The organism is Nonomuraea sp. KM88, from assembly GCF_052245635.1.
Taxonomy (GTDB): domain Bacteria; phylum Actinomycetota; class Actinomycetes; order Streptosporangiales; family Streptosporangiaceae; genus Nonomuraea.
Genome location: NZ_JBQQCC010000009.1, coordinates 1 through 23,576, shown reverse-complemented (window position 1 = coordinate 23,576; position 23,576 = coordinate 1). Strand labels below are relative to the sequence as shown.

Genomic DNA, 23,576 nt, shown 5'->3' with positions numbered 1-23,576 from the left:
TGAAGGGTCAGAAGCCGTTCCCCTGGAAGGCCGTCAGCCGGAGTGTGGCGGGTGGCTGGCCTCCGCGGAGCCGTAAAGGATCAAAAAAGGGTCGGATTCTCGGGTTGGATGCCGCGCAGGGCGTCGTAGTCGAGGGTGACGCAGGCGATGCCGCGGTCGGAGGCGAGGACGCGGGCCTGGGGTTTGATCTCCTGGGCGGCGAAGACACCGCGCACGGGCGACAGCAGCGGGTCGCGGTTGAGCAGCTCGAGGTAGCGGGTGAGCTGCTCGACGCCGTCGATCTCCCCCCGGCGCTTGATCTCGACGGCCACCGTCGCTCCGTGCCCGTCGCGGCACAGGATGTCGACGGGGCCGATCGCCGTCATGTATTCGCGCCGGATCAGCGAATAGCCGTCGCCCAGCGTGGTGATGTGCTCGGCGAGCAGCTCCTGCAGGTGGGCCTCAACGCCGTCTTTGATCAGCCCGGGGTCGACGCCCAGCTCGTGGCTGGAGTCGTGGAGGATCTCCGCCATGGTGAGGACGAGCTTCTCGCCGGTCTTGCCGTGCGTGACCGTCCAGGTCTCGCCGTCCTCTTTGAGCTTGCACGGCGGGTTCATCCAGTTGAGCGGCTTGAACGCGCGGTCGTCGGCGTGAATGCTCACGCTGCCGTCCGCTTTGATCAGCACAAGTCTCGGCGCCATCGGCAGGTGCGCCGTGAGCCGTCCGACATAATCCACGCTGCACCGCGCGATGACCAACCGCATGACGCCCCACCTTAGCGGCTCTGGAAAACTGGTCGCATGGCGTTCGAACGGGTGGGAGCGGCGCGGATGGCGGATGTGGGTGTGATGGGTCTCGGGAGCCGATGAGCCCGCGTCGCGCCCGCCGCAGGGAGTCCTCCCGCCCCTTCGGCTTCCCGACCGGCCTGGACAAGGTGGAGGAGTGGCCTGACGGCTCGTGGAAAGTGCGCATGCTGACCGGCTCGTCGTCCACGAAGAACTACCGGTGCCCGGGTTGCGACCAGGAGATCCGCGTCGGGCTGCCGCACATCGTGGCCTGGCCCGCCTGGCCGGGCGGCGACGAGGAGCGCCGTCACTGGCACCAGGCCTGCTGGCGTAAGAGACTCGACCGCGGCCCAGGCCGCAGCCGTTACTGAGAGGACCCATGGTGGAGATTCGCGCGGCCACGGTGCTGCCCGCCCGGCGAGAGCCCATCGAGCTGCACACCGGCGACGGCCTGACCCTGGTCGGCGAGCTGGCCCTGCCCTTAGACCGGCCTCCCGTGGCCACGCTGGTCACGCTGCACCCGCTGCCCACCCATGGCGGCTTCATGGACAGCCACGTCTACAAGAAGGCCGCCAACCGCCTGCCCGCCCTCGCCGACCTGGCCGTGCTGCGCTTCAACACGCGCGGCACCTCGTCGGAGCGCGGCACCTCGGAGGGCACGTTCGACGGTGGCCAGGGTGAGCGGTTCGACGTGGCCGCGGCCCTCGAGTACGCCGACTTCCACGATCTGCCGCACGTGTGGGTGGTCGGCTGGTCGTTCGGCACCGAGCTGACGCTGAAATGGGCGCACGATCCGCTCGTGGAGGGCGCGATCCTGCTCTCGCCCCCGCTCCACCGGGCCACCGACGACGACCTGGACGCCTGGGCGCGGTTCGGGCGGCCGCTGGTCGCGCTGGTGCCCGAGTTCGACGACTATCTGCGGCCCGAGGAGGCCCGCGAGCGGTTCGCCCGGGTGCCGCAGGCCGAGGTCGTCGGGGTCGACGGCGCCAAGCACCTGTGGGTGGGGGAGCCGTACGTGCGCGTCGCGCTGGACGAGATCGTCAAGCGGGTGAATCCGGAGGCGTGGCCTCTCCCTACGGAGGTCTGAGCCCGCCTTGGCGAATAGTTCCGTGTGCCCAAGATCACTGAAAGTTTTTTTGAGCAGAATGAGCAGAACTCTGGACCAAGTGAATTAACCGGGGTGAGAATCCGATCGTCAAGCGAAGATCGTGGAGACGCCGGGTGCTTGATCCCCGCGCGTAACCCCTGCTCAGCGTGGGCGAGGAACGTATGCGGGCGATGCGTGGAGTGGCTGCGGCGGCGTTATCGGCGACGATCTTAGTGGTTCCGCAGCCGGTGTCCGCACAGGAACGATCGCAGCGGGTGGCCGGGCCGCCTGCGCACGTCCCGGCGGAGACCGAAGGGGCGGCGCTGGCGATGGCCCGGCGCGCGGGCAGGCCGGTCGAGGTCGGGTCGATGCGCAGCGAGACCCGCCAGGTGTTCGCCCAGCCCGACGGCAGGCTCACCATGGAGATGCACGTGCGGCCCGTACGCGTGCGCAAGGGGGATCGCTGGGTCCCCGTCGACACCACGCTCCGCCTGCGCCCCGACGGCGCGGTCGAGCCGGTCGCCACCGCGGTCGGCCTGACGTTCTCCGGCGGCGGCAGCGGTCTGCTGGCTGCCATGTCGCGCGGGGGCAAGTCGATGCGGCTGGGGTGGACGGGCGCCTTGCCCAGGCCGGAGCTGAAGGGCGACACCGCCACCTACCCCGAGGTCATGCCGGGCGTGGACCTCCAGGTCACCGCGGACGTGGACGGCTTCTCGCACCTCCTGGTGGTCAAGTCGCGGGCCGCCGCGGCCGGGCTGACCGAGCTGGCGTTCCCGCTGTCCGTCTCCGGCCTGTCGGTGAAGGCGGACGGCGCGGGCAATCTGGAGGCCGTCGACGACAACGACGGCACGATCTTCGTCGCGCCCACCCCGAAGATGTGGGACTCCGAGGGCATGACGAGCCCGCAGGCGCTCAAGGAGGGCCGCTCGCCGGAGGCCAGGGAGACCACCATGGGCGTGCGGCTGGCGGACGGCCGGCTGCGGCTCAGGCCCGACAGGAAGATGCTGACGGACCCGGGGACCCGCTTCCCCGTCTACCTCGACCCGTACTTCTCGGCCGCCCGCAACGCCTGGACCGCCGTCTGGAGCAACTGGCCCAACTCGAACTACCTCAACTCCAGCGACGTCGCCAGGGTGGGCCACGTCAACTCGCAGAAGAACCGCTCGTTCTTCCAGATGAACACCGGCTCGGCCATCCACGGCAAGCAGATCCTCAAGGCCACGCTGCGCACGTACGAGACGTGGTCGTACTCGTGCAGCGCCCGCAAGGTGGAGGCCTGGGCGACCAACACCATCAGCAAGAGCACCACCTGGAACAAGCAGCCCGCATGGGTCACCAAGCTGGACACGAAGAACGTCGCCAAGGGCTGGGGACCGAGCTGCCTGCCCGGCGGGGTCGAGTTCGACGTCACCCCGCAGGTGGTCAACGCCGCCGCCAACCAGTGGTCCAACGTCACCATCGGCCTCCGCGCGACCAGCGAGACCGACCAGTACGCCTGGAAGAAGTTCAGGAACAACCCGAGCCTGGTCATCGAGTACAACTCGGTGCCCGCCGACCCCGTGGCCGCGGACCTGTGGTCGGACCCGGGCGGCGCCTGCGTCTCCGGCGACGGCAGGCCGGTCATCGGCACCGACACGCCCAAGCTGTGGGCCAAGCTGGCGGACGCCGACAACTCGGTCAGGGGTCGGTTCGAGTGGTACGACGCCGGCGGGGTCAAGTCGGGCGAGTACGTCACCCCGCTGGGTTCGTCGGGCGGCGCGTTCTCCGCGACCATCCCGAACAGCCTGTTCGCCGACGGCGCGATGATCCGCTGGCGGGTGCGCGCCGAGGACGGCACGGCCACCGGCGCGTGGAGCCCGTGGTGCGAGGCCACCGTGGACGCGACGGCCCCGGGCAGGGAACCGCAGGTCTCCTCGCCCGACTACACGGAGAACGGCTGGAGCGACGGCGTCGGCCTGCCCGGCACGTTCGCGTTCGCCCCGAACGGCGTCGCTGACGTCGCCGCCTACCTCTGGGGCCTCGACACGACACCCAAGGCGGAGGCCGTGCCCGGCGCGGACGGCACGGCCTCCATCGTGCTCACCCCGCGCCACAGCGGCCCCAACGTGCTGGCGGTGCGCAGCAGGGACCGCGCCGGCCACCTCGGTCCGATCCGCACCTACGTCTTCAACGTCAACACCGGCAAGCCGCCGAGCGGGCACTGGACGATGGACGACGGCGAGGGGACCGTGGCGGCCGACGCCACCGGCGCTCACCCGGCGACGCTGCACGGGGCCACCTGGACGGCCGGCAGGACCGGGTCCGCGCTGGGGCTGGCCGGCGCGTACGCCCAGACGTCCGGCCCTGTCGTCGACACCAGCCGTACCTTCACCGTCAGCGCCTGGGTCCGCCTGACCGGCACGGCCGCCTCCGCGACGGCCGTCACCCAGGAGGGCGGCAGGACGGGCGCGTTCGCGCTGCAGTACGCCAAGGCCGACGACCGCTGGGCGCTGAGCCTGCCGGGCGCGGACGCGGACGGCGCGCCGGTCGCCCGGGCCCTGTCGCAGGCGGCGCCCAGGATCGGCGAATGGACCCACCTGACCGGCGTCTACGACTCGGCGGCCGGCCAGATCTCGCTCTACGTGAACGGCCGGCTGGAGTCCACGGTCGCCGTCTCACCACCATGGAACGCCACAGGCCCCCTGACGATCGGCCGCGGAAGGGTCGGCGGGGCGGCTTCGGACCACTGGCAAGGGGACGTCGACGAGGTGCGGGTGTACGCCCGCGCCATGTTCGCCGACGAGGTCGCCGATCTGGTCAACAGCGCTGCCACGCTGGTCGGCCACTGGAGGCTGGACGAGGAGTCCGGCTCGTCGGCTGCCGATTCCTCGGGCCGCGCGACCGCCGCGTCGTTGTCCGGAGCCGCCTCGTGGACGGGCGGGTGGCTGGACGGCGCGCTCGCGCTGGACGGCGTCGACGGGCACGCGCAGACGAGCGCGCCGGCCGTCAACACGAGGACGGGTTTCACCGTCGCCGCCTGGACCCAGCTCGACTACCTCCCCACCGGCGCCACCGCGGCCGTGGCCCAGACCGGCAGCCGCGCCGCCGGTTTCCAGCTCGGCTTCGACCAGGGGCGGTGGGCTCTCGGCATGGCCGCCGCCGACACCGACGCCGCCGCCCTCGTCAGCACCCGCTCCGACGCCGTTCCTGTCCCCCTGGAGTGGACGCACGTGGCCGGCGTGTACGACCCCCTGGCCGGAGAGCTGCGTATCTACGTCAACGGCCGCCTGTCCACGACCACCGTGACCGACCACATCAGCGCCTGGAACGCCACCGGCCCGTTGCACCTGGGCCGGACCAGGACCGCAGGCGTCCTCACCGGCTACTGGCCGGGTGCCCTCGACGATGTCCGCACGTACGACGGTGTGCTCAGCGCCGAGCAGATCGCTCAGTTGGCTGCCCAATAGTCCCCGACCGACCCAGTAAGTCCCCCTAGCAGCACCTCACTGGGAGAGAGCCATGGACCCGCAGAGCGAGTTAGACCTGCCCGAATCCCGCTGGAATCGTTTTCAGCCATCCCGGGAACCGGGCCACCCAGACATCGCAGACCCCTCCTGGAACAGGCTCGTCGAGCCCAAGCCGGAGCCCCGCTGGCCACGCCGGCTGGCCACAGTCCTCTCGATCGTCCTCGTCGTGCCCATGGCGTACGCCATGCCCGCCCACGCCGCGCCCCGCCAGGCCCCGTCCGTGCAGAAGGAGACGCCGGTCAAGGGCGAGAAGGTCCCGGTGATCCCGCCGATGGCGGACCCGGCGGAGAAGCAGGCGTGGCAGGCGCCACCGGGCGTCTCCTGGCCCGAGCCGCGGACGGCCGAGCTCGGAGGCGCCGGAACGAAGACCCGGGCGGCCGGATTCCCGGTACGGCTGGCCGCGCGGAAAGGCGTGACCGCGGCGGCCCCGGTGAAGGTCGAGATCCTCGACGCCGAGGCCACCGGCAGGCTGGGCCTCGCACTGCGCGTCTCCCCCGGCGGAGGGGCCACGGCGAAGGCGGCCGAGGGCAAGACCCGCCTGGAGATCGACTACTCCGGCTTCCGCCACGCGTACGGCGGCGACTACGGCGCCCGGCTGCGGGTCGTCGAGCTGGCGGAGTGCGCCCTCGACGTCAAGGCCACCGGCTGCGCCCAGCCGCAGCCCGTCAAGAGCGTGAACGACGCCGAGGCGGGCACGCTGACCGCCGAGGTGGCGACGACCGGCCTGTACGCCGTGACCGCCGCCCCGTCGGGCCAGTCGGGCGACCACTCCGCCACCGGCCTGGCCCCCTCTGCCGACTGGAGCGTCGGCACCCAGTCGGGCGACTTCAGCTGGACGTACGAGCTGCGCACGCCTCCGGCGCTGGGCGGCGAGGAGCCGGAGGTGTCGCTCGTCTACTCCTCCCAGAGCGTGGACGGCCGCACCGCCTCCACCAACAACCAGCCGTCCTGGGCCGGTGAGGGCTTCGAGCTGAACCCCGCCGGCTACGTCGAGCGCCGTTTCAAGTCCTGCATGGTCGACGGCAAGAAGACCGGTGACCTGTGCTGGGACCAGGACAACGCCACCCTGTCGCTCGGCAACTCCTCCATGGAACTGGTCAAGGACGCCACGACGAAGCAGTGGCGGCCCAAGCGCGACGACGGCACCAGGATCGAGCAGCTCACGGGCGCGACCAACGGCGACAACGACGGCGAGTACTGGCGCGTCACCACCGCCGACGGCACGCAGTACACGTTCGGGCTGAACCGCCTGCCCGGCTGGGCCTCAGGCAAGCCGGAGACGAAGTCGGTGCAGACGGTGCCGGTGTTCGGCAACAACAAGGGTGAGCCCTGCTACTCCAGCACCCCGGCCAACGCCTGGTGCCGGCAGGCGTACCGGTGGAACCTGGACTCGGCGGTGGACCCCCACGGCAACGCCACCACCTACTGGTACGCCCAGGAGAGCAACTACTACGGCCGCAACATGAAGCCCGAACAGGGCACCCAGTACGTGCGCGGCGCCTACCTGACCCGCATCGACTACGGCTACCTGAAGGGCGAGCTGTTCACCAGGGCGCCCGCCGGCCGCGTGGTCTTCGACGTGGTCGAGCGCTGCCTGCCCAGCGGCACCGTCACCTGCGCCCCCGACCAGCTCAAGAAGGACACCGCCAAGCACTGGCCGGACGTGCCGTTCGACCAGATCTGCGACTCGGGGCAGAAGTGCACCGACCGCCTGGCGCCGACGTTCTTCAGCCGCAAGCGGCTGGCCAAGGTCACCACGCAGATCCTCAACGGCGAAGGACAGTACGCGGTGGTGGACTCCTGGGCGCTGGACCACCAGTTCCCCGCCACCGGCGACGGCATGAGCCCGTCGTTGTGGCTGGCCTCGATCCAGCAGACCGGCCACGTGGGCGGCACGATCACCCTGCCCAAGACGACGTTCACCGGCGTTCAGCTGCCCAACCGGGTCGACGCGGACGAGGGCCGCGCCCCGCTGGTCAAGTGGCGCGTGCAGGCCGTCGACAACGAGTCCGGCGGCGAGCTGCGCGTCCACTACTCGGCCGCCGAGTGCGAGCCAGGCAAGCTGCCCGCCGCCGACAAGAACGACAAACGCTGCTACCCGCAGCGCTGGGCCCCGCCGGACGAGGCCCAGGTCACCGACTGGTTCCACAAGTACGTGGTGACGCAGACGGTCGAGGTGGACCGCGTCGCGGGCTCGCCGAGCGTGGTCACCGACTACGAGTATCTCGGCGGCGCCGGCTGGCGCTACGCCGACAACATCCTCGTCAAGCCCGAGCACCGCACGTGGGCGGACTACCGGGGGTTCGGCCGGGTGCGCGTCCGCCAGGGCGACGGCCAGGACACCGAGCGCACGCTCACGGAGTTCCGCTACTTCCGCGGGCTGCACGGTGACAAGCAGGCCGACGGCTCCAAGCGCAGCGCGCAGGTCGAGGACACCGAGGGCGTCAAGCTCGACGACCTCGACCAGCTGGCCGGTTTCGAGCGGGAGGAGATCCTGTACGACGGCGACGGCGGGCCAATCGTGACCTCGACCGTCGAGAAGCCGTGGTCGCTCAAGACCGCGGAGTCCACGCACGACGGCGTCACCAAGGCCGCGTACGTGGTCGAGCCGGAGTCCATGGTCACCCGCACCGCCCTGGGCGGCGGCACGTGGCGGCGGACCGGCGAGGAGCGCACGTACGACGCCAAGGGCCTGCTCACGCAGGTGGAGGAGAAGGGCGACCTGGCCGCCGCGGACGACGACCAGTGCACCCGCTACACCTACGCCCGCAACGACGCGGCCTGGATGCTCGACTACACCAGCAGGATCCAGAAGGTCGCGGCGAGCTGCGCCACCGCCGTGTCCACGCTCTCCGCCGGAGAGGTGATCTCCGACGAGCGGGTGCAGTACGACGGCAAGGCCTTCGGCCAGGCCCCGAGCAAGGGCGACGTGACCCAGGTCCAGCAGCTCGTGTCCGGGGACGGCGCGACGATCACCGACCGCGTCCACACCTACGACGCCTACGGCCGCGAGACCAGCGAGACCGACGCAGCCGGCACCAGGTCCGTCACCGCCTACGTCCCGGCCGCGGGCACCCCGGCGACCGAGGTCAGGCAGACCAACCAGCTCGGCCACGTCGAGCGCACCCTGCTCGAACCGGCGTGGGGCGAGCCCGTCGCCGAGATCGACGCCAACAACCGCCGCGTCGACATGGAGCACGACGCGCTCGGCCGCCTGGTCAAGGTCTGGCAGCCCGACCGCAGCAAGGCCGCCGGGCAGTCGCCCAGCACGGAGTACTCCTACCTGATGCGCAACGACGGCCCCAGCGTCGTCACCACGAAGACGTTGCGCGCCGACGGCGGCTACACCGCCAGCCACGAGCTGTACGACGGCCTGCTGCGCGAGCGGCAGACGCAGGAGCCCGCCCCCCGCGACGACCAGACGGACGACCCCGCGCTGCGCGAGGGGCGCACGATCACCGACACCTTCCACAACTCGCTCGGCGAGCAGTACAAGTCGAACACCGGCTACTTCGCCACCGGGACGCCCTCCACGGAGCTGCTGGCGGTGGCGGACGCCGACGTGCCGGCGCAGATCGTGTCGTCCTTCGACGGCTCGGGTGACGTGACCGCCCAGGTGCTGAAGGCGAAGGGCGTGGAGAAGCAGCGGGTGAGCGCCGAGCAGGAGGGCGACAGGATCCACGTGACCCCGCCGCCGGGCGGCACGGCGACCACCCGCATCGGCGACGCCGAGGACCGCCTGATCGAGCTGCGCCAGTACAAGGGCGCGACCCCGACGGGCGACTACGAGTCCACCAGGTATACCTACGACCACGCGGGCCGGCTGGCCACGGTGACCGATCCCGCGGGCAACGTGTGGCGTCACCACTACGACATGCGCGGACGGGAGATCAGGACCGAGGACCCCGACAAGGGCGTCACCACGATGACGTACAACGACGCCGACGAGGTCGTCAGCACCACCGACGCCCGCGGCAGGACGCTCTGGTACGTCTACGACGAGCTGGGCCGCAAGAAGGAACTGCGCGACGGCTCGGCGACCGGCCCGCTGCTGGCCGAGTGGAAGTACGACGGCCTGGCCAAGGGCCACATGAACGCCACCATCCGCTACGCGGGCGGGCAGGCGTACAAGGCGGAGATCAACGCCATCGACGCCGACTACCGCACGCTGCGCCAGACGGTCACCATCCCCGAACGCGAGGGCAAGCTGGCCGGCGCGTACGTGCTCAACACCCGCTACACGCTCGACGACCAGGTGCAGTCGATCAGCTTCCCGGCCGCCGGCGGCCTGGCGGAGGAGTCGGTCGTCTACAGCTACGACGAGCTCGGACAGCCGGTCAGGCTCGCCGGCGCGTCGACGTACGTGAACACGACCCGCTACTCCAAGCTGGGCGAGACCCTGCAGTACGAGCTGGGCTCGGGAAGCAAGAAGACCTGGCTCACCTACACCCACGACGAGTCCACCCGCAGGCTGACGAGCATGCGGCTGGACCGGGAGGGCGCTGCCGACACCGATCTCGACCTGCACTACTCCTACGACGCCGTCGGCAACATCACCAAGATCGCCGAGCGGGCGGGCGGCCAGGACACGCAGTGCTTCACCTACGACCACCTGCGCCGCATGACGTCGGCGTGGACGGCCACCGACGACTGCGCCTCCGGCTCCCCGCGGTCCGGCACGATCGGCGGCGCGGCCCCGTACGCGGTCAGCTACGCCTACGACGTCACCGGCAACCGCGTCAAGGAGACCAGGCACGCCTGGGGCGGCGCGCCCGAGACCGTGCGCACCTCCACCTACCCGAAGCCGGGCGAGCAGCGGCCGCACGCGCTGCTGAGCGCCGGATCCGACCTCTTCGAGTACGACGCGACAGGCAACACCACCAGGCGCAAGGTCGGAGCCTCCGACCAGACCCTCGTCTGGGACGCCGAGGGCAACCTGGAGTCAGTGACGGAGGCCGGCAAGACGACGTCGTTCGTCTACGACGCGGACGGCGAGCGGCTGATCCGCAGGACGCCGGCCGACGCCACGCTCTACGTCGACGACATGGAGCTGCGCTTCGACTTCGCCAAGGACGCCGTCGAGCAGACCCGCTACTACACCGTCAACGACCAGCCCATCGCGGTGCGCACGCCGGACGACCAGGTCTATTTCCTGGCCAACGACCATCAGGGCACCGCGCAGGCGGCCGTGAACGCCGGCAACGGCGAGCTGGCGATCCGCAGGCAGACGCCGTTCGGCGAGGACCGGGGCTCGCCACCGCCATGGTGGCCGGGCCAGCGCGCCTTCGTCGGCGGCACCAAGGATCCGACGACCGGGCTCATCCACCTCGGAGCCCGCGAGTACGACGCGCGCAACGGCCGCTTCCTGTCGGTCGACCCGGTCATCGACGATCTCGACCCGCAGCAGCTCAACGCCTACGCCTACGCCAACAACAGCCCTGTCACCATGAGCGACCCCGACGGTCAGCTGTTCTGGTTCGCGGCCGGCATCGCGGCCCGGATCGCGATCCGGTGGGCGGCCAGGCGGGCCGCCCAGGCGGCGGCCAGGCGGGCGGCGCTGGCCGCGGCCAGGCGGGCGGCGGCCAGGCGCGCGGCGATCGCGGCGGCCCGGCGCCGTGCCGCGGCGCTCGCCAGGAAGAAGGCCGCCGAGGCGGCCAGGAGGAGAGCGGCAGCCGCGGCGCGCAAGCGGGCGCTGGCGGCGGCCAGGAAACGAGCGGCCGCCAAGGCCAGGAAGGCGCGGGAGGCGGCGGCGCGGCGCAGGGCCGCGGCTGCGGCACGGAGGAAGGCGAGGAAGGAGGCTCGCGAGGCGGCGGCCAGGCGGCGCGCCGCGGCGGCGGCCAGGGCGCGCAACCGGCGGGCAGGCAGGCTGCCGCGCGGCATCCAGCGGGCGCGGTCGCGCCCGGCGAGCCGGCCGACCAGCCACAGGTCGACGCAGCGGCAGTCGCCGCCGAAAGTGAACCGGCAGCCGGCCCAGCCACGGCCGAGCCACATCTGGCGCAACGACGGCACGAGGCAGCCGACCCAGTCCTACACCATCTACGGCAACGGCCGGATGTACCCCCAGGGCCGGCCGCCGTCGAACCTGGGCCGGGGCAGCGGCAGCGGCCAGGGTGAGAAGCAGCTGTTCAAGCCGGAGCGGATCGAGCCGGAGAGCACGCGGGCCGGCACCATCGCCGAGACCGGCGGACGGTTCACCCGCTGGATCGACAAGGGCGGCCTGGGAGACGCCCTGGACATCCTCTTCGGCGGCTTCTGACGGGTGGTCCGGTGCGAGGGCGCGCCCCCTGCTCAGGGGGCGGGCCCTCGCTTCTGCCGCGGTGCGGGTCGACCCCGCGCGCTGCCTGACCGCGACGCGCGGGAGGGCCTCCGGCCGCGACCTGCAGCCGGGAGGAGTTCAGGACATGGAGTGATTGTCGCCGTGAACCGGGTTACCGTGGGGCCTGTGCAGCTCTATAAGAGATCGGCCGGGACGGGGATCCCGGTTGTGCTGCTCCACGCGTTCCCCCTGTCGTCGGCCATGTGGCTGGCGCAGCGGGAGGGGCTGGCCACAGCCTGCCGGGTCATCACACCTGACCTGCGGGGCTTCGGCGGTTCGCGGCTGGGCGACGACGAGCCGTCACTCGACCTGATGGCCGACGACGTCGCCAGGCTGCTCGACGAAGAGGGCATCGACAGGGCGGTGGTCGGCGGGTTGTCCATGGGCGGCTACGTGACCATGGCCTTCTGCCGCCGGCATCCCGACCGGGTGCTCGGCGTGATCCTGGCCGACACGAAGGCGGGCGAGGACCCGCCCGCGGCCAGGGACAACAGGGAGCGCATCGCCAGGGCCGTCCTGTCGGAAGGCAGCGAGGTGCTGGTCAGCGAGGTGCTTCCGGCGCTCATCGGGCCGACCACGAAGGAGCGGCGGGCCATGGTGTTCGGACGGGTCAAGGGGCTGGTGCAGTCGGCTCCGCCGGGCGCCGTCGCCTGGGCGCAGCGGGCGATGGCCGCGCGGGCCGGCTCGTTCGAGACGCTGCGGGCGCTGAAGGTGCCGCTGCTCGTCGTGGTGGGGGAGGAGGACGAGCTGTCACCGCCCGCCGACGCCGAGGAGATGGTACGCGCCGTGCCCGAAGGGCGGCTGGAGGTCATCCCGAAGGCCGGCCACCTGAGCGCGGTCGAGCAGCCTGAGGCGTTCAACGCCGCGGTGACCGAGTTCCTCAGGTCGGAGCTCGGCGGGGTAGGAGCCCGGGGCTCAGGCCCGGGCCTGGCGTGGTAGCACGACCTCACGGATGATCAGCGAGATCGCCGCCGCGACCGGGATGGCCAGCAGCGCGCCGACGATGCCGAGCAGCGCGCCCCCGAACAGCGCGGCGATCACCGTCACGGCCGGCGTCACGTCCACCGAGCGTTTCATCACCTTGGGATAGATGAAGTAGTTCTCGACCTGCTGGTAGAGCACGAAGAAGATCGCGCAGGCGATCCCCGCGGGCAGCGACTGCAGCAGCGCGACAAGGCTCACGAACACCGCGCCGATCGTGGCGCCCACCAGCGGCACGAGGTCCAGCAACGCCACGACCAGAGCGAGCGCGAGCGCGTAGCGCACGTCCACGATCGACAGGAAGATCCAGGCCACCACGCCCGCGATGACCGAGATCAGCACGTTGCCCGCCACGTAACCGCCGATGCCGGTGAGGATCTCCTCGCTGATCGCGCTCGTGCGCTCCCTGCGCGAGGCGGGCACCAGCTTGAGCAGGTAGTCCTTGATCGTGTGCAGCGAGCCGAGGAAGTAGAGCATGAGCACCAGCAGCGTCACCGTGGTGAACACGCCGTTCAGCACCACCAGGCCCGCCCCCATGATCCCGGTGGCCAGCGACGGCCCCAGCGTGCTCGTCACGAACGTGCGCAGCTGCGGCAGGACCTGATAGTCGGCGTCGATCTGGCGCAGCGTCGGATGGTTGCTCAGCTCCGTGATGTAGCCCGGCACCGCCTCGATGAACTCCGACAGCTGCTTGCTCACCGGCGGCACCACGGCCAGGCCGAACAGCACGAACGCCACGATCACCCCGGTGAAGACGATCGAGATCGCCGCGCGCCTGGCCAGCCCCCAGCGCTGCAGGGCCTCCACGGCCGGGTTGAGCCCGACGGCCAGGAACATCGCCACGACGACCAGGATGATCGTGCTCAGCGAGTTGACGACCATCTGGGCGATCGCGATCGCCGTCAGCACCCCCAGCCCGCCGACCAGCCCGAACAGGAACGGCCCCCGGGCCAGCGGCTTGCCGGGCAGCCCGTACGGCTGGGCGCCCGCCTCGCCGCCCCCACCCGCGGCCCGCTCCCCGGTCGCGGCCTCTAGTCCGCCGTCCTCAGGTCGTTCTCCGGCCGGGGCCATGGTCCTGCCGCCCTCAGGCCGTTCCTCGGGTGCGGCCACGAGCCCGGCGGCGGGCTCGGCGTTGGCGGGCTCGGCATCTGTGGACATGGGAACTCCATGGGGGATCGTCGACGTGCCACGCCGAGCCCGCACGGGAGCATGTCGGCCCGGCAACAAAGAGAGAGCCTAGCGACGATCAGGTCGCCAGGCTCTCTCAGCCGTCACTCAGCCCCCGTGCGAACTTCGGCTATTCCTGCCACCACTCCGCGTCGTCCTCCGCCTTGGCCTGAGCCTTGGCGGCGGGCGCCGGCTCCGCGGGCGAGGCCTCGACCACGGGCGCGGCGATCGCCGGCTTGGCCGGGGCGGCCGCGACCGCGACCTCCGGCGACTCCTGACCCGGCAGAGCGGCGCCGCCGAGCAGCTGGCGCAGCTGGGCCAGGTGGCTGGTGATGCTGTCACGCTGGCGGGTCAGCTCGTCGACCTGGCGCTGCATCGCCGTGCGGGTGCGCTCGGCTTCGTTCTTCGCCTCGGTGACGATCGTCTCGGCGCTCGACTTGGCGTCGGAAACGATGGTCTCGGCGCTCTTGCGGGCGTTGGCGACGAGCTGCTTGGCGTGCAGGTCGGCCTCGCGGCGGGTCTGGTCGGCCTGCTGGGTCGCCTTCGTGGCCCTCGACTCGGCCGTGGCGGCGCGCTGCTCGGCCTCGGCGACCAGCTTCTGCGTGGCGGCCTGGGCGGAGGCGTGGCGCTCGGCCTCCTGGCGCTCGGCGTCCTCGCGGCGGGCGGCGAGCTGGATCTCGAACTCGGCCTCGTCCTGGGCGCGCTTGGCCTCCGACTCCTCCAGCACCCGCTGGGCCTGCGCGCGCATCTCGTCGGCCTGCCGCTTGGCGGTGGTCAGCACCTCGTCGCGCTCGCGCTTGGTCGAGGCCCGCAGCTGGGCGACCTCGCGCTCGGTGGTGGTGCGGAGCTTGGCGATCTCGCGCTCGGCGTCGGCCCGCTTCTCTGCCACCTCGTGGTCGGCCGTGGCCCGCAGCTTGGCGGCCTCGCGCTCGGTGGTGTTGGTCAGCTCGTCGGCCTCGCGGCGCGCCGTCGAGCGGATCTCCTCGGCATCCCGCTCAGCGGAGGTGCGCATCTCGTCGGACTCGCGCGTGGCCTGGGCCCGCTTCTCGGCCGCCTCGGCCTCCGCGGCGGCCCGCAGGTCGGCGGCCTCGACCTTGGCGGCGGCCTTGATCTCGTTGGCCTCGGACCTGGCGGCCTGCACGAGCTCGGTGGCCTGCTCCTCGGCCAGGCGGAGCAACTGCTCGATGCGGGCGCCGAGTCCGGAGTAGGTGGGGCGCTCCTGCTCCTGCAGCTGGCGCTGGGAGTCGGACAGATCGCGCTGCAGGCCGGCGACCTGCTCACGCGCCTGGCGTAGCTCTCCGTCGAGCTGCTTCAAGTGATCATGGACCTGATGCCGGTCGTAACCACGGAGCACCACGTCGAACTCGCGCGCTGGGGCGTCCTCGAAAAAGTTGTTGAGCTGGGCGTCGATGTCGGACTGCATGGAGGCTCGATCCTGGGTTGTCGAGACGGCTACACGGGCCGGACGGGGGGTTCGGGGCATCCGATCCAGGAGCCTGTGCCTCGCGGCAGGCTCCATGTCCGGTGGGAGGTCAAGCGTACTCCGCTGGTGCCACCTGCGAAGCCCCGTCCAACTTTCTGCGTGACTAGTTACATATGCGCGTTATATGGCTTTTTCTAGCGTCTGGCCGCCTGGACCAACTCGGTCAGCATTCCCCCCACGTCTTTGGGATGCAGGAACGCGATCCGTGAGTCCATCGACCCGTGTCTGGGACGCTCGTCCAGGAGCCTCACCCCTCTCTCGTTGATCTTACCCATGGCGTCCGCCACATCTCGTACGCCGAATGCCACGTGATGGACGCCCTCGCCACGCTTGGTGAGGAATTTTCCCACAGGGGAGTCCTCGGAGAGAGGCTCCAGGAGCTGAATGTAGGAGCCCCCGCCTTCGCCGTCGGAGATGTGCAACATGGCCTCCTTGACACCTTGCTCCTCGTTGACCTCCCGGGCAACTACTGTCAGGTCGAACGTGTCAGAAAAGAGACGAATCTTCTCTTCGAGGTCCCGGCACGCGATACCGATGTGGTCGATCCGCAGGAACATATGTGGCCCACCTCCATAGCGAACGGTCACCTACTCGTGGGTATGGTGTCAAAGAACCAGATGGCGAGCACAGGAGGCCCGTGTCCATGTCCAGTTCCGTCATCGTCGCCGGAGCTCGCACCCCGATCGGCAAGCTGCTCGGCGCCCTGTCCGGACTGACCGCCGTCGACCTGGGAGGCATCGCCATCAAGGCGGCCCTCGAGCGGGCCGGCGTGGCGCCCGAATCCGTCGAGTACGTCATCATGGGCCAGGTCCTCCAGGCCGGCGCGGGCCAGATCCCCTCCCGCCAGGCCGCCGTCAAGGCCGGCATCCCGATGACCGTCCCCTCGGTCACCGTCAACAAGGTCTGCCTGTCGGGCCTCGACGCCATCGCCCTGGCCGACCAGCTCATCCGGGCAGGCGAGTTCGACATCGTGGTGGCCGGCGGCATGGAGTCGATGACCAACGCCCCCCACCTGCTGCCCGGCCTGCGCAAGGGAGTCAAGTACGGCGGGGCCGACGTGGTCGACTCGATGGCCCACGACGGCCTGTTCTGCGCGTTCGACCAGTGCGCGATGGGCGAGTCCACCGAGCGCCACAACACCAGGCTGGGCATCGGCCGCGAGGAGCAGGACGCCCTGTCGGCCCGCTCCCACCAGCTGGCCGCCGCCGCCATCAAGAACGGCGTCTTCGAGGACGAGATCGTCCCGGTGCCGATCCCGCAGCGGCGCGGCGAGCCGGTCGTCGTCAAGGAGGACGAGGGCGTACGCGGCGACACGACGGTGGAGACGCTGGCCAAGCTGCGCCCGGCCTTCGCCGCCGACGGCACCATCACCGCCGGCTCCGCCTCCCAGATCTCCGACGGCGCCTGCGCCGTGGTGGTCATGTCGAAGTCCAAAGCCGAGGAGCTGGGCCTGCCGTGGCTGGCCGAGATCGGCAGGCACGGCAACGTGGCGGGCCCCGACGCCTCGCTCCAGTCCCAGCCCGCCAACGCCATCAAGCACGCCATGGCCAAGCAGGGCGTGTCGGCGGGCGACCTGGACCTGGTGGAGATCAACGAGGCCTTCGCCAGCGTGGTGCTCCAGTCGGCGCAGGAGCTGGGCGTCCCGCTGGACAAGGTGAACGTCAACGGCGGCGGCATCGCCCTGGGCCATCCGATCGGGGCGTCGGGCGCCCGGATCGTGCTCACGCTGGCGTACGAGCTGAAGCGGCGGGGCGGCGGCCTGGGAGCGGCGGGCCTGTGCGGCGGTGGCGGCCAGGGCGACGCGCTGCTCATCCGCGTCCCCTGAGCCCGCGTCACGCCGGACCCGCGGACGCCGGGCGTAGCCTCGAACCATGTCGAAGGTGCTGATCACCGGGACGTCGGGCACGGGCAAGTCGTCCGCGCCGCGGGCGCTGCTCGCCCGCGTCCGGGCTCGGACCGGCGCAAGCGCCCGGAGGAGTGGGCCGCGGTCCTGCATGACCTGGAGACCGTCGAGCCGCTGCTCAGGGCGACCGCGACTGCCGAGGTCGACGCCACCGCGGCGCTCGGCCACGTCGTACGGCGGCTGGAGGAGCTCGTGACGCGCCCGGATCGGGCTACCCGGTCATGACAGCCGAGGAATACCGGCGGTTCGCGGCCATGGAGGCCCGTGGGCGGTCACCGCTCTACGAGCGACTCGCCGACGGGGTGGCCGGTGATCGCGAACTGCTGGACCTGCTGGCCGGCTTGCCGCCGGCCAAACGCCAGCCCAACCTGCTCTTCGCCGCCACCCGGTACGTCGCGGGCACGCCGGCCGGCTACGCGGAGTTCCGGCGGTCCGTCCTGGACCACCGGGACGCGGTCGTCGCCGCGATGCTCGCCCGCCGTACGCAGACCAACGAGCCCGCCCGGTGCGCCGCGCTGTATCCCCTGCTCGCCTCGCTCCCGCAGCCGTTGGCGTTGCTGGAGGTCGGCGCGTCGGCGGGGTTGTGCCTCCTGCCGGACCGCTACGGCTACGACTACGACGGGAGGCTCGCCGGAGACCTCGGCAGCCCGGTGCGGCTGCGCTGCCACGTCGAGGGGGAGCCGTTCGCCGAGTGGCCGGGGCCGGGCGCGGTGACCGTCGCGTGGCGGGCCGGCATCGACCTCAACCCGCTCGACGTGACCGACCCCGACGACGTCAGGTGGCTGCGCACGCTGGTCTGGCCGGAGCACCATGACCGGCTCGACCGCCTGGACGCCGCGATCGCCGTGGCGCGCGACGATCCGCCCCGCGTCGTGCGGGGAGACCTCAACGCCCGTCTCGGAGAGGTGGCTGCCCAGGCGCCCCCGCACGCCACCCTCGTGGTCGTCGACACCGCGGTGCTGTTCTACGTGCCCGAGGACGACAGGGCGGCGTTCGTGGCCCAGGTCGAAGGGCTCGGCTGCCACTGGATCTCCCAGGAGGCGCCGGACGTGCTCCCCGGGATCGCGGCCTGCCTCGACCGGCGGCCCCCGGAACACACCACGGTCTACGTCGTCGCGCTCGACGGGCGTCCCGCCGCGTTCAGCGCACTCCACGGTGGATGGCTGCGCCGGCTCGCCTCATAGGATCCCGCCACGGACGCCCGACGGCCCAGGACAGCGCGATGCCCCGGTCCGACCAGGAATTGGACCGGGGCCCCGTAACGCACTGCTCAGGCCCTCACCAGGAATTCAGGGCCCGAGCGCCCCTCAAGGGGGCTGTTCAGCCCGGCCGCGAGGGAGGTTGCGGCCGGGCTGCTTGTGGGCGGTCATGAGGCCAGGAACCTGGCGACGAGCGAGCGGTGGCGGCGCTCGCCGCGCGAGCCCCTGCGCGCCTCCATGACCCGCCGCTGCTCGGCGGCGGCGCGGCGCAGCTCCGACGCGCGGTGCTGCATCACGGTGTATTCGAGTTCGGCGTTCATCCAAGTGCTCCTCTGCTCTGTTGCCTGCACTCTCAAGACTCGTCCTAAGGCCCTCCCCGCCACATCGGGCGGATGCCTTATCTCTGGACGCGGGCAGGTACTTAAGCGGGGGCACGGGCGGCTAAGGCCGCTGAGGCGCGGCTAGGGCTCGCCGGTGAACTCGACCGTCACCTTCGTGAACCCGAGCGACTTGAGCATGCCCGACAACATCGCCTTGGTGTTGGCGTCGGCCCTGGCGCGCAGGTCACTGGCCACCGCCGCTTCCGTGATCTTCTTCTCGGCCAGCAGGTACAGCTCCCGCTGGTCACCCGGCGAGCCCGACAGGAAATCCTGCACCCGGTCGAACAGCCCCCGCTGGTGCGCGAACACGTAAGAGCGGCTGTTGTCCAGGTTGGGCTTCTCGAGCTGGGCGTGCGGCAGGCGGATGGTCGCCTCCGTGCGGTCCGGCGAGACGGTGACCGCGTTGGTGCCCATGGCGGAGAAGTCGACGTACGCGTCCACGCCGCCCGCCCCGACGAACAACGTCCGCGTGCCCTTGACGGCGTCGGGCAGGAAGTTGGCGTCCTTCTCCAGGTCGACGACCACCTGGAAGGTGCCGGTCGCCGCCTCGTAGCGGCTCATGTCCTTGATCGACTGCAGCAGCGCCGGCTGGCTGCGGTCGATGGTCCGCCCGCCGAACGGGTCGAGCCAGGACCAGGCCAGGCGGCCGCCCACCACGAGCAGGACCGCCAGGACCAGGAACGCCGCGAGATATCGCCACCTGCGGCGCCGCCCTGGCGTCACCTCGGGCGGCGTCGTACGGGAAGTCGTCATGGGAGCATGACTACCCTCCTGGCGATCATCATCGCCAGCCGAGCGGTGACATCTCCGGTCCCTTCGCGGCAGCGGACCTGTCCGCGGCCGCGACCGCCGGCGCCGCCGTGCCCCCGCCGACCGGCGAGGACGTCCCCGGCCCACGTCCGAACGGCGGCGAGCTCGTACCGGGGGCCGAGGTCGACGCCGGTGTGCCGCCGGTGTCGGGGTAGACGGGATAGACGTGGCTCGACGAGGGCGTGGGGCGTACGGGTGAGGGCGCCACCTGGGCGTGGGCGGGCCCGCCGCCGAAGTGGGTGCCGGCCAGCCGGCAGCTCTGGAAGTCGCTGTAGAACATCCGCAACCACTCCCTGCGCTGGTGCTCGCTCAGCCCCGAGAACCACGACGCGGCGTACTGGTGCTCGGGCAGCGGCCCTCCGGGCAGCGGCTCGCCGCGCAGCCAGGCCATCACGATCTCCCGGTAGCCGTCGGCGACCGTGCCGGGGCAGCGGGCGGCCAGCGACTCGATGTACTCGTACGCCGCCTCCTCCGCGAACCCGGCGGAAAGGTCGGGCACGTGGATCGGCGCGAGCCCGTTCGACGGTTTCAGCTCGTCGTCGAGCGGCCGCTGCTCCACCCGCGTGAACGCGGCCGGCGTGCCCGCCAGCCTGGAGGCGATCTGCGTGAACGACGCCCCCAGCTCGGTCAGCCCCGCCTGCATGCCCGGATGCACGCACACCGTGATCGGCCACTCCTGGCAGCTGTAGGCGATCTCCTCGGCGGCGGCCGGCTTGGAGTGGGTCAGGACGCGGGACACGCCCATGCCCGCGGCCAGCACGGCCAGCAGCGCGCACGCCAGCACCAGCGCCTGCCTGGTCACCAGCGCCGCCCAGCCGAGCAGCAGCGCCGCCGTCAGGCCGAGCAGCCAGATCGTCTGGTCGAAGAACGCCGCCCCGCTCAGCCCCTGGAACAGGTCGTACGGCTCACCGGTGCCCGGCGCCAGCTTGTCGGCCCACCCGCGGTCGTCGGCCAGCCATGAGAACACCCCGTAGCAGGCCAGCCCGGCGACCGGCGGCGTGAACGGGTGCGGCAGCACCCAGCCGGCCACCCACCCGATCACCGAGTAGAGGGCCAGGCCCGCCATGCCCATGCCCAGGCCCGCCAGGCTCAGCCGGCCGGCCTGGTCGGTCAGCACCGTCTTGACTGCCAGGACCAGCACCGTCGCCCCGAACGACCCCAGCACCACCACCACGATCGCCAGCGGGGCCTTGAGCGCCCGCCACGTCGTGAGCGAGCGCCCGCGCAACGCCTTGCGCTTGCGCAGCGCCACCCACGCGGCGAAGGCCGCGGCGACCGGCCCGGTCAACCGCAGCGATCCGATGACCGCTGCCACGATGTTCTCCCAGGCGTCGACGCCGGGTATCAGGACGTTCCACGCCGCGACCAGGCCGACAGCGAGCAGCACGGCCACAGTGACGGCCGCGCTCTGCTTCAGCTCCTCCCGTGAAACGCCCCCGTGCTCACGCACCCGTTTTCCCGTTGAAGTTCATCAAGCACCCCCCGTGCCCCTCGGCAAGGCGGAAACGATCAGTCCGGCCGGTCCCCACAGGCTGATGGACTTGGCTTCCGCGTCACCATTCGTAGGAGAACCATAACTGAGCGTGATGATTGATGTCCGGACTCTTGGCCAAGCGGAGAGGCCTGTCGCTGTGAGTAGCCAGACGAACCGGGACGACCAGCGCGCTACCGTATCGCTGTGACGCAGCCGAAGCCGCTCAACCTGCCGTTCGACCCGATCGACCGCGCCGCGGAGAGCTGGCGCGCGCACTTCGGCCCGTCCGCGGCCATGGCCGCGGTGACGTCGATCATGCGAGCGCACCAGATCCTGCTGTCGCAGCTCGACGCGCTGCTCAAGCCCTACGGCCTGACCTTCGCGCGGTATGAGGCGCTGGTGTTGCTGACGTTCAGCAGGGCGGGGGCGCTGCCCTTGTCAAAGATCGGGGAAAGGTTGATGGTCCACCCCACCAGCGTCACGAACACGGTGGACAGGCTGGAGAAGTCCGGGTTCGTCCGGCGGTTGCCCAATCCACGCGACGGGCGCGGCGTGCTCGCCGAGATCACCGAGTCCGGACGCGACGTCGTACGCCGTGCCACGGGTGACCTGATGGCCGCCGAGTTCGGCCTGTCGATGTACGCCGAGGACGAACTCCAGGAGATGTTCGACCAGTTGCGCACCCTCCGGGTGGCGGCTGGTGACTTCGCGGGGTCGTCGATGCGGCAAGATGAAGAGCATGGCGGACTTCTCTAAACCCGGGTCGCTCTACGGAGCTGTGGACCTGGGCGCGCGCAAGCAGGCACTGGAGGCGCAGGCCCGGCGGGAGGCCGCAGGTCCCCAGGCGGCCACTGCCTCGGTCGTCGACGTGACCGAGGAGACGTTCACGAGCGACGTCATCGACAAGTCCATGACGGTGCCCGTCGTGCTCGACCTCTGGTCGCCGAGGGCGCCGGGCAGCGCCCAGCTCAGCCCGGTGCTGGAGAAGGTGGTCGGCGACCTCGGCGGCAAGGCCGTGCTGGCCAAGGTCAACGTCGACGCCAGCCCGCAGATCGCGCAGGCGCTGCGGGTCCAGGCCGTGCCGACCGTGCTGGCGATCTTCCAGGGCCAGGCGGTGACCGGTTTCCAGCAGGTGCTGCCCGAGCAGGAGGTGCGCCGCTGGCTCGACGAGTTGATGGGCGCGGTCGAGCAGTTCTACCAGGCCAACCCCGGTGCCAGGCCCCCGGAGGCTGGCGAGGCCGGCCAGCCCGGTGAGCAGGAGGCGCCGTCGGGGCCGCCCGCCGACCCCGACATGATGGCGGCCGAGCAGGCGATCGACCGTGGTGACTTCGACGCGGCCATGCAGGCCTACCAGCGGCTGCTGGCCCGCGAGCCTGGCAACGAGGACGCGAAGATGGGGCTGGCCGGGGTGGGCCTGCTCAAACGCACGTCCGAGGCCGACCCCGCCGACGTCCAGCGCCGCGCGCAGGACCTCGCCGACCTGGACGCGCAGCTGCTCGCGGCCGACCTCGAGATGATGTCGGGCGCGGTCGACCAGGCGTTCGAGCGCATCATCGCCGTGGTCAAGCGCACCTCGGGCGACGAGCGCGACAAGGCTAGGCGGCACCTGCTCGGGTTGTTCGAGGCTTTGCCCGCCGAAGACCCATCCTTGGCCAAGGCCCGTAGAGCGTTGGCGAGCGCCCTGTTTTAACCTGAATTCATGCGGGTCGTCACCATATCGGCGACATACGGCACGGCCGGCAGCCAGATCGGCCCGGCCGTGGCCGAGCGCCTCGGCGTGCCCTTCGTCGACCGCGCGATCCCCAGTGCCGTCGCCGAGGAGCTGGGCTGCACGCTGGAGGAGGCGCTGGCCCACGACGACCGGGCCGAGCACGGCATCGGCCGGCTCTTCTCCGGGGCGATGCGGCTGCCCACGGTGACGTTCGGCGGCGTCGACATGTACGTCCCCGGCGCGATGCCGCTCGCGCCCGAGGAGTTCGTCAACCGCACCGAGCGCGTGCTGAAAGACACCGCGCGCCTCCAGGGCGGCGTGTTCCTCGGCAGGGCGGGGGCGCTGGTGCTGGCCGACCATCCCGGCGCGCTGCACGTCCGGCTCGACGCCCCCGTCGCCCGGCGGGTGCGGCAGACCGCCACGCTGGGGCAGCTGGGCGAGCGCGAGGCCCGGCAGATCATCGAGGACAACGACCGGGCGCGCAGCGCCTACGTGCGCCACTTCTACCGCACCGACCCGGCCGACGCCTGCCTCTATCACCTGGTGATCGACAGCACCACGATCCCCGTGCCCACCTGTGCCGACCTGATCGTCATGGCCGCCGAGGCGCGGGATTGACCGAATGACCTCTAACATGGATGCATTCTTGGTCAGTCCCGAAGGAGCGATTGACGTGGCGACCGTCCCCAGTGTGTCGTACTCCATCACCGTGCGCCTCGAGGTGCCCGCAGGCGGCAAGGCCGTGAGCCTGCTCACGCACGCCGTAGAGTCGGCAGGGGGTGTCGTGACCGCCCT

At 71.2% G+C, this 23,576-nt stretch carries 17 protein-coding genes; 10 read left to right on the top strand and 7 right to left on the bottom strand.

Features of this window, described 5'->3' with window-relative positions:
- Positions 1-80 precede the first annotated feature (80 nt).
- Positions 81-743, bottom strand: a complete 663-nt coding sequence (gene nucS / locus ACTWPV_RS25685) for an endonuclease NucS (protein WP_132595512.1) — start codon at positions 741-743, stop codon at positions 81-83.
- Positions 744-844: 101 nt separating this feature from the next.
- Here nucS and ACTWPV_RS25680 point away from each other — a divergent pair, with 101 nt between their 5' ends.
- From ACTWPV_RS25680 to ACTWPV_RS25660, 5 genes are all read left to right on the top strand, one after another.
- On the top strand, positions 845-1,135 hold the full coding sequence (locus tag ACTWPV_RS25680; protein ID WP_443153738.1) for an ATP/GTP-binding protein: 291 nt from the start codon (positions 845-847) through the stop codon (positions 1,133-1,135).
- Between the two features lie 11 nt (positions 1,136-1,146).
- Positions 1,147-1,851: an alpha/beta hydrolase gene (locus ACTWPV_RS25675; RefSeq protein ID WP_347643836.1), complete on the top strand. Its 705-nt coding sequence runs from the start codon at positions 1,147-1,149 to the stop codon at positions 1,849-1,851.
- Between the two features lie 275 nt (positions 1,852-2,126).
- Positions 2,127-5,297 (top strand): LamG-like jellyroll fold domain-containing protein, encoded by a 3,171-nt coding sequence (locus ACTWPV_RS25670; RefSeq protein WP_443153737.1) that lies wholly within the window; start codon positions 2,127-2,129, stop codon positions 5,295-5,297.
- Between the two features lie 232 nt (positions 5,298-5,529).
- Positions 5,530-11,613: an RHS repeat-associated core domain-containing protein gene (locus tag ACTWPV_RS25665; protein WP_443153948.1), complete on the top strand. Its 6,084-nt coding sequence runs from the start codon at positions 5,530-5,532 to the stop codon at positions 11,611-11,613.
- Positions 11,614-11,799: 186 nt separating this feature from the next.
- A complete protein-coding gene (locus ACTWPV_RS25660; protein WP_443153736.1) occupies positions 11,800-12,612 on the top strand; it encodes an alpha/beta fold hydrolase in 813 nt (270 codons plus the stop codon).
- Here the strand turns inward: ACTWPV_RS25660 and ACTWPV_RS25655 are convergent.
- From ACTWPV_RS25655 to mce, 3 genes are all read right to left on the bottom strand, one after another.
- Complete coding sequence (locus tag ACTWPV_RS25655; protein ID WP_443153735.1) at positions 12,589-13,812, bottom strand: AI-2E family transporter; 1,224 nt, start codon at positions 13,810-13,812, stop codon at positions 12,589-12,591. The two genes, ACTWPV_RS25660 and ACTWPV_RS25655, sit on opposite strands and share 24 nt — an antisense overlap.
- A gap of 139 nt (positions 13,813-13,951) precedes the next feature.
- Positions 13,952-15,244 carry a DivIVA domain-containing protein gene (locus ACTWPV_RS25650; RefSeq protein ID WP_347643813.1) on the bottom strand — a complete coding sequence of 431 codons (1,293 nt, stop codon included), beginning with the start codon at positions 15,242-15,244 and terminating at the stop codon, positions 13,952-13,954.
- A 194-nt stretch (positions 15,245-15,438) separates the two neighbouring features.
- Positions 15,439-15,861 carry a methylmalonyl-CoA epimerase gene (gene mce / locus ACTWPV_RS25645; RefSeq protein ID WP_347777410.1) on the bottom strand — a complete coding sequence of 141 codons (423 nt, stop codon included), beginning with the start codon at positions 15,859-15,861 and terminating at the stop codon, positions 15,439-15,441.
- Between the two features lie 86 nt (positions 15,862-15,947).
- Here mce and ACTWPV_RS25640 point away from each other — a divergent pair, with 86 nt between their 5' ends.
- Both ACTWPV_RS25640 and ACTWPV_RS25635 read left to right on the top strand, forming a co-directional pair.
- Complete coding sequence (locus ACTWPV_RS25640; RefSeq protein WP_443153734.1) at positions 15,948-17,129, top strand: acetyl-CoA C-acetyltransferase; 1,182 nt, start codon at positions 15,948-15,950, stop codon at positions 17,127-17,129.
- A 299-nt stretch (positions 17,130-17,428) separates the two neighbouring features.
- Positions 17,429-18,391: a DUF2332 domain-containing protein gene (locus ACTWPV_RS25635; RefSeq protein ID WP_443153733.1), complete on the top strand. Its 963-nt coding sequence runs from the start codon at positions 17,429-17,431 to the stop codon at positions 18,389-18,391.
- A gap of 182 nt (positions 18,392-18,573) precedes the next feature.
- Here the strand turns inward: ACTWPV_RS25635 and ACTWPV_RS25630 are convergent, their stop codons facing one another.
- The 3 genes from ACTWPV_RS25630 to ACTWPV_RS25620 all read right to left on the bottom strand — a co-directional run bounded on the left by ACTWPV_RS25630 (position 18,574) and on the right by ACTWPV_RS25620 (position 21,046).
- Positions 18,574-18,726, bottom strand: a complete 153-nt coding sequence (locus tag ACTWPV_RS25630; protein ID WP_443153732.1) for a hypothetical protein — start codon at positions 18,724-18,726, stop codon at positions 18,574-18,576.
- A gap of 141 nt (positions 18,727-18,867) precedes the next feature.
- Complete coding sequence (locus ACTWPV_RS25625) at positions 18,868-19,539, bottom strand: DUF4230 domain-containing protein (RefSeq protein WP_443153731.1); 672 nt, start codon at positions 19,537-19,539, stop codon at positions 18,868-18,870.
- A gap of 28 nt (positions 19,540-19,567) precedes the next feature.
- Positions 19,568-21,046 carry a hypothetical protein gene (locus ACTWPV_RS25620; RefSeq protein WP_443153730.1) on the bottom strand — a complete coding sequence of 493 codons (1,479 nt, stop codon included), beginning with the start codon at positions 21,044-21,046 and terminating at the stop codon, positions 19,568-19,570.
- Positions 21,047-21,274: 228 nt separating this feature from the next.
- Here ACTWPV_RS25620 and ACTWPV_RS25615 point away from each other — a divergent pair, with 228 nt between their 5' ends.
- Genes ACTWPV_RS25615 through ACTWPV_RS25605 form a run of 3 tightly spaced genes read left to right on the top strand, consistent with a single transcriptional unit; the run spans position 21,275 to position 23,399 of the window.
- Positions 21,275-21,826: a MarR family winged helix-turn-helix transcriptional regulator gene (locus ACTWPV_RS25615; protein ID WP_347621794.1), complete on the top strand. Its 552-nt coding sequence runs from the start codon at positions 21,275-21,277 to the stop codon at positions 21,824-21,826.
- Entirely contained in the window at positions 21,810-22,760 is a 951-nt protein-coding gene (locus tag ACTWPV_RS25610) for a tetratricopeptide repeat protein (protein ID WP_443153729.1), read from the top strand. The genes ACTWPV_RS25615 and ACTWPV_RS25610 overlap by 17 nt, the downstream gene beginning before the upstream one ends.
- 9 nt (positions 22,761-22,769) lie before the next feature.
- A complete protein-coding gene (locus tag ACTWPV_RS25605) occupies positions 22,770-23,399 on the top strand; it encodes an AAA family ATPase (protein ID WP_443153728.1) in 630 nt (209 codons plus the stop codon).
- The last annotated feature ends 177 nt before the right edge of the window (positions 23,400-23,576 follow it).

Excerpts from the sequence above, each read along its gene's own strand:
- nucS (WP_132595512.1), bottom strand. The coding sequence starts at position 743 with ATGCGGTTGGTCATCGCGCGGTGCAGCGTGGATTATGTCGGACGGCTC.
- ACTWPV_RS25680 (WP_443153738.1), top strand. The coding sequence starts at position 845 with ATGAGCCCGCGTCGCGCCCGCCGCAGGGAGTCCTCCCGCCCCTTCGGC.
- ACTWPV_RS25665 (WP_443153948.1), top strand. The coding sequence starts at position 5,530 with ATGGCGTACGCCATGCCCGCCCACGCCGCGCCCCGCCAGGCCCCGTCC.
- ACTWPV_RS25655 (WP_443153735.1), bottom strand. The coding sequence starts at position 13,812 with ATGTCCACAGATGCCGAGCCCGCCAACGCCGAGCCCGCCGCCGGGCTC.
- ACTWPV_RS25650 (WP_347643813.1), bottom strand. The coding sequence starts at position 15,244 with ATGCAGTCCGACATCGACGCCCAGCTCAACAACTTTTTCGAGGACGCC.
- mce (WP_347777410.1), bottom strand. The coding sequence starts at position 15,861 with ATGTTCCTGCGGATCGACCACATCGGTATCGCGTGCCGGGACCTCGAA.
- ACTWPV_RS25640 (WP_443153734.1), top strand. The coding sequence starts at position 15,948 with ATGTCCAGTTCCGTCATCGTCGCCGGAGCTCGCACCCCGATCGGCAAG.
- ACTWPV_RS25635 (WP_443153733.1), top strand. The coding sequence starts at position 17,429 with ATGACAGCCGAGGAATACCGGCGGTTCGCGGCCATGGAGGCCCGTGGG.
- ACTWPV_RS25630 (WP_443153732.1), bottom strand. The coding sequence starts at position 18,726 with ATGAACGCCGAACTCGAATACACCGTGATGCAGCACCGCGCGTCGGAG.
- ACTWPV_RS25625 (WP_443153731.1), bottom strand. The coding sequence starts at position 19,539 with ATGACGACTTCCCGTACGACGCCGCCCGAGGTGACGCCAGGGCGGCGC.
- ACTWPV_RS25610 (WP_443153729.1), top strand. The coding sequence starts at position 21,810 with ATGGCGGACTTCTCTAAACCCGGGTCGCTCTACGGAGCTGTGGACCTG.
- ACTWPV_RS25605 (WP_443153728.1), top strand. The coding sequence starts at position 22,770 with ATGCGGGTCGTCACCATATCGGCGACATACGGCACGGCCGGCAGCCAG.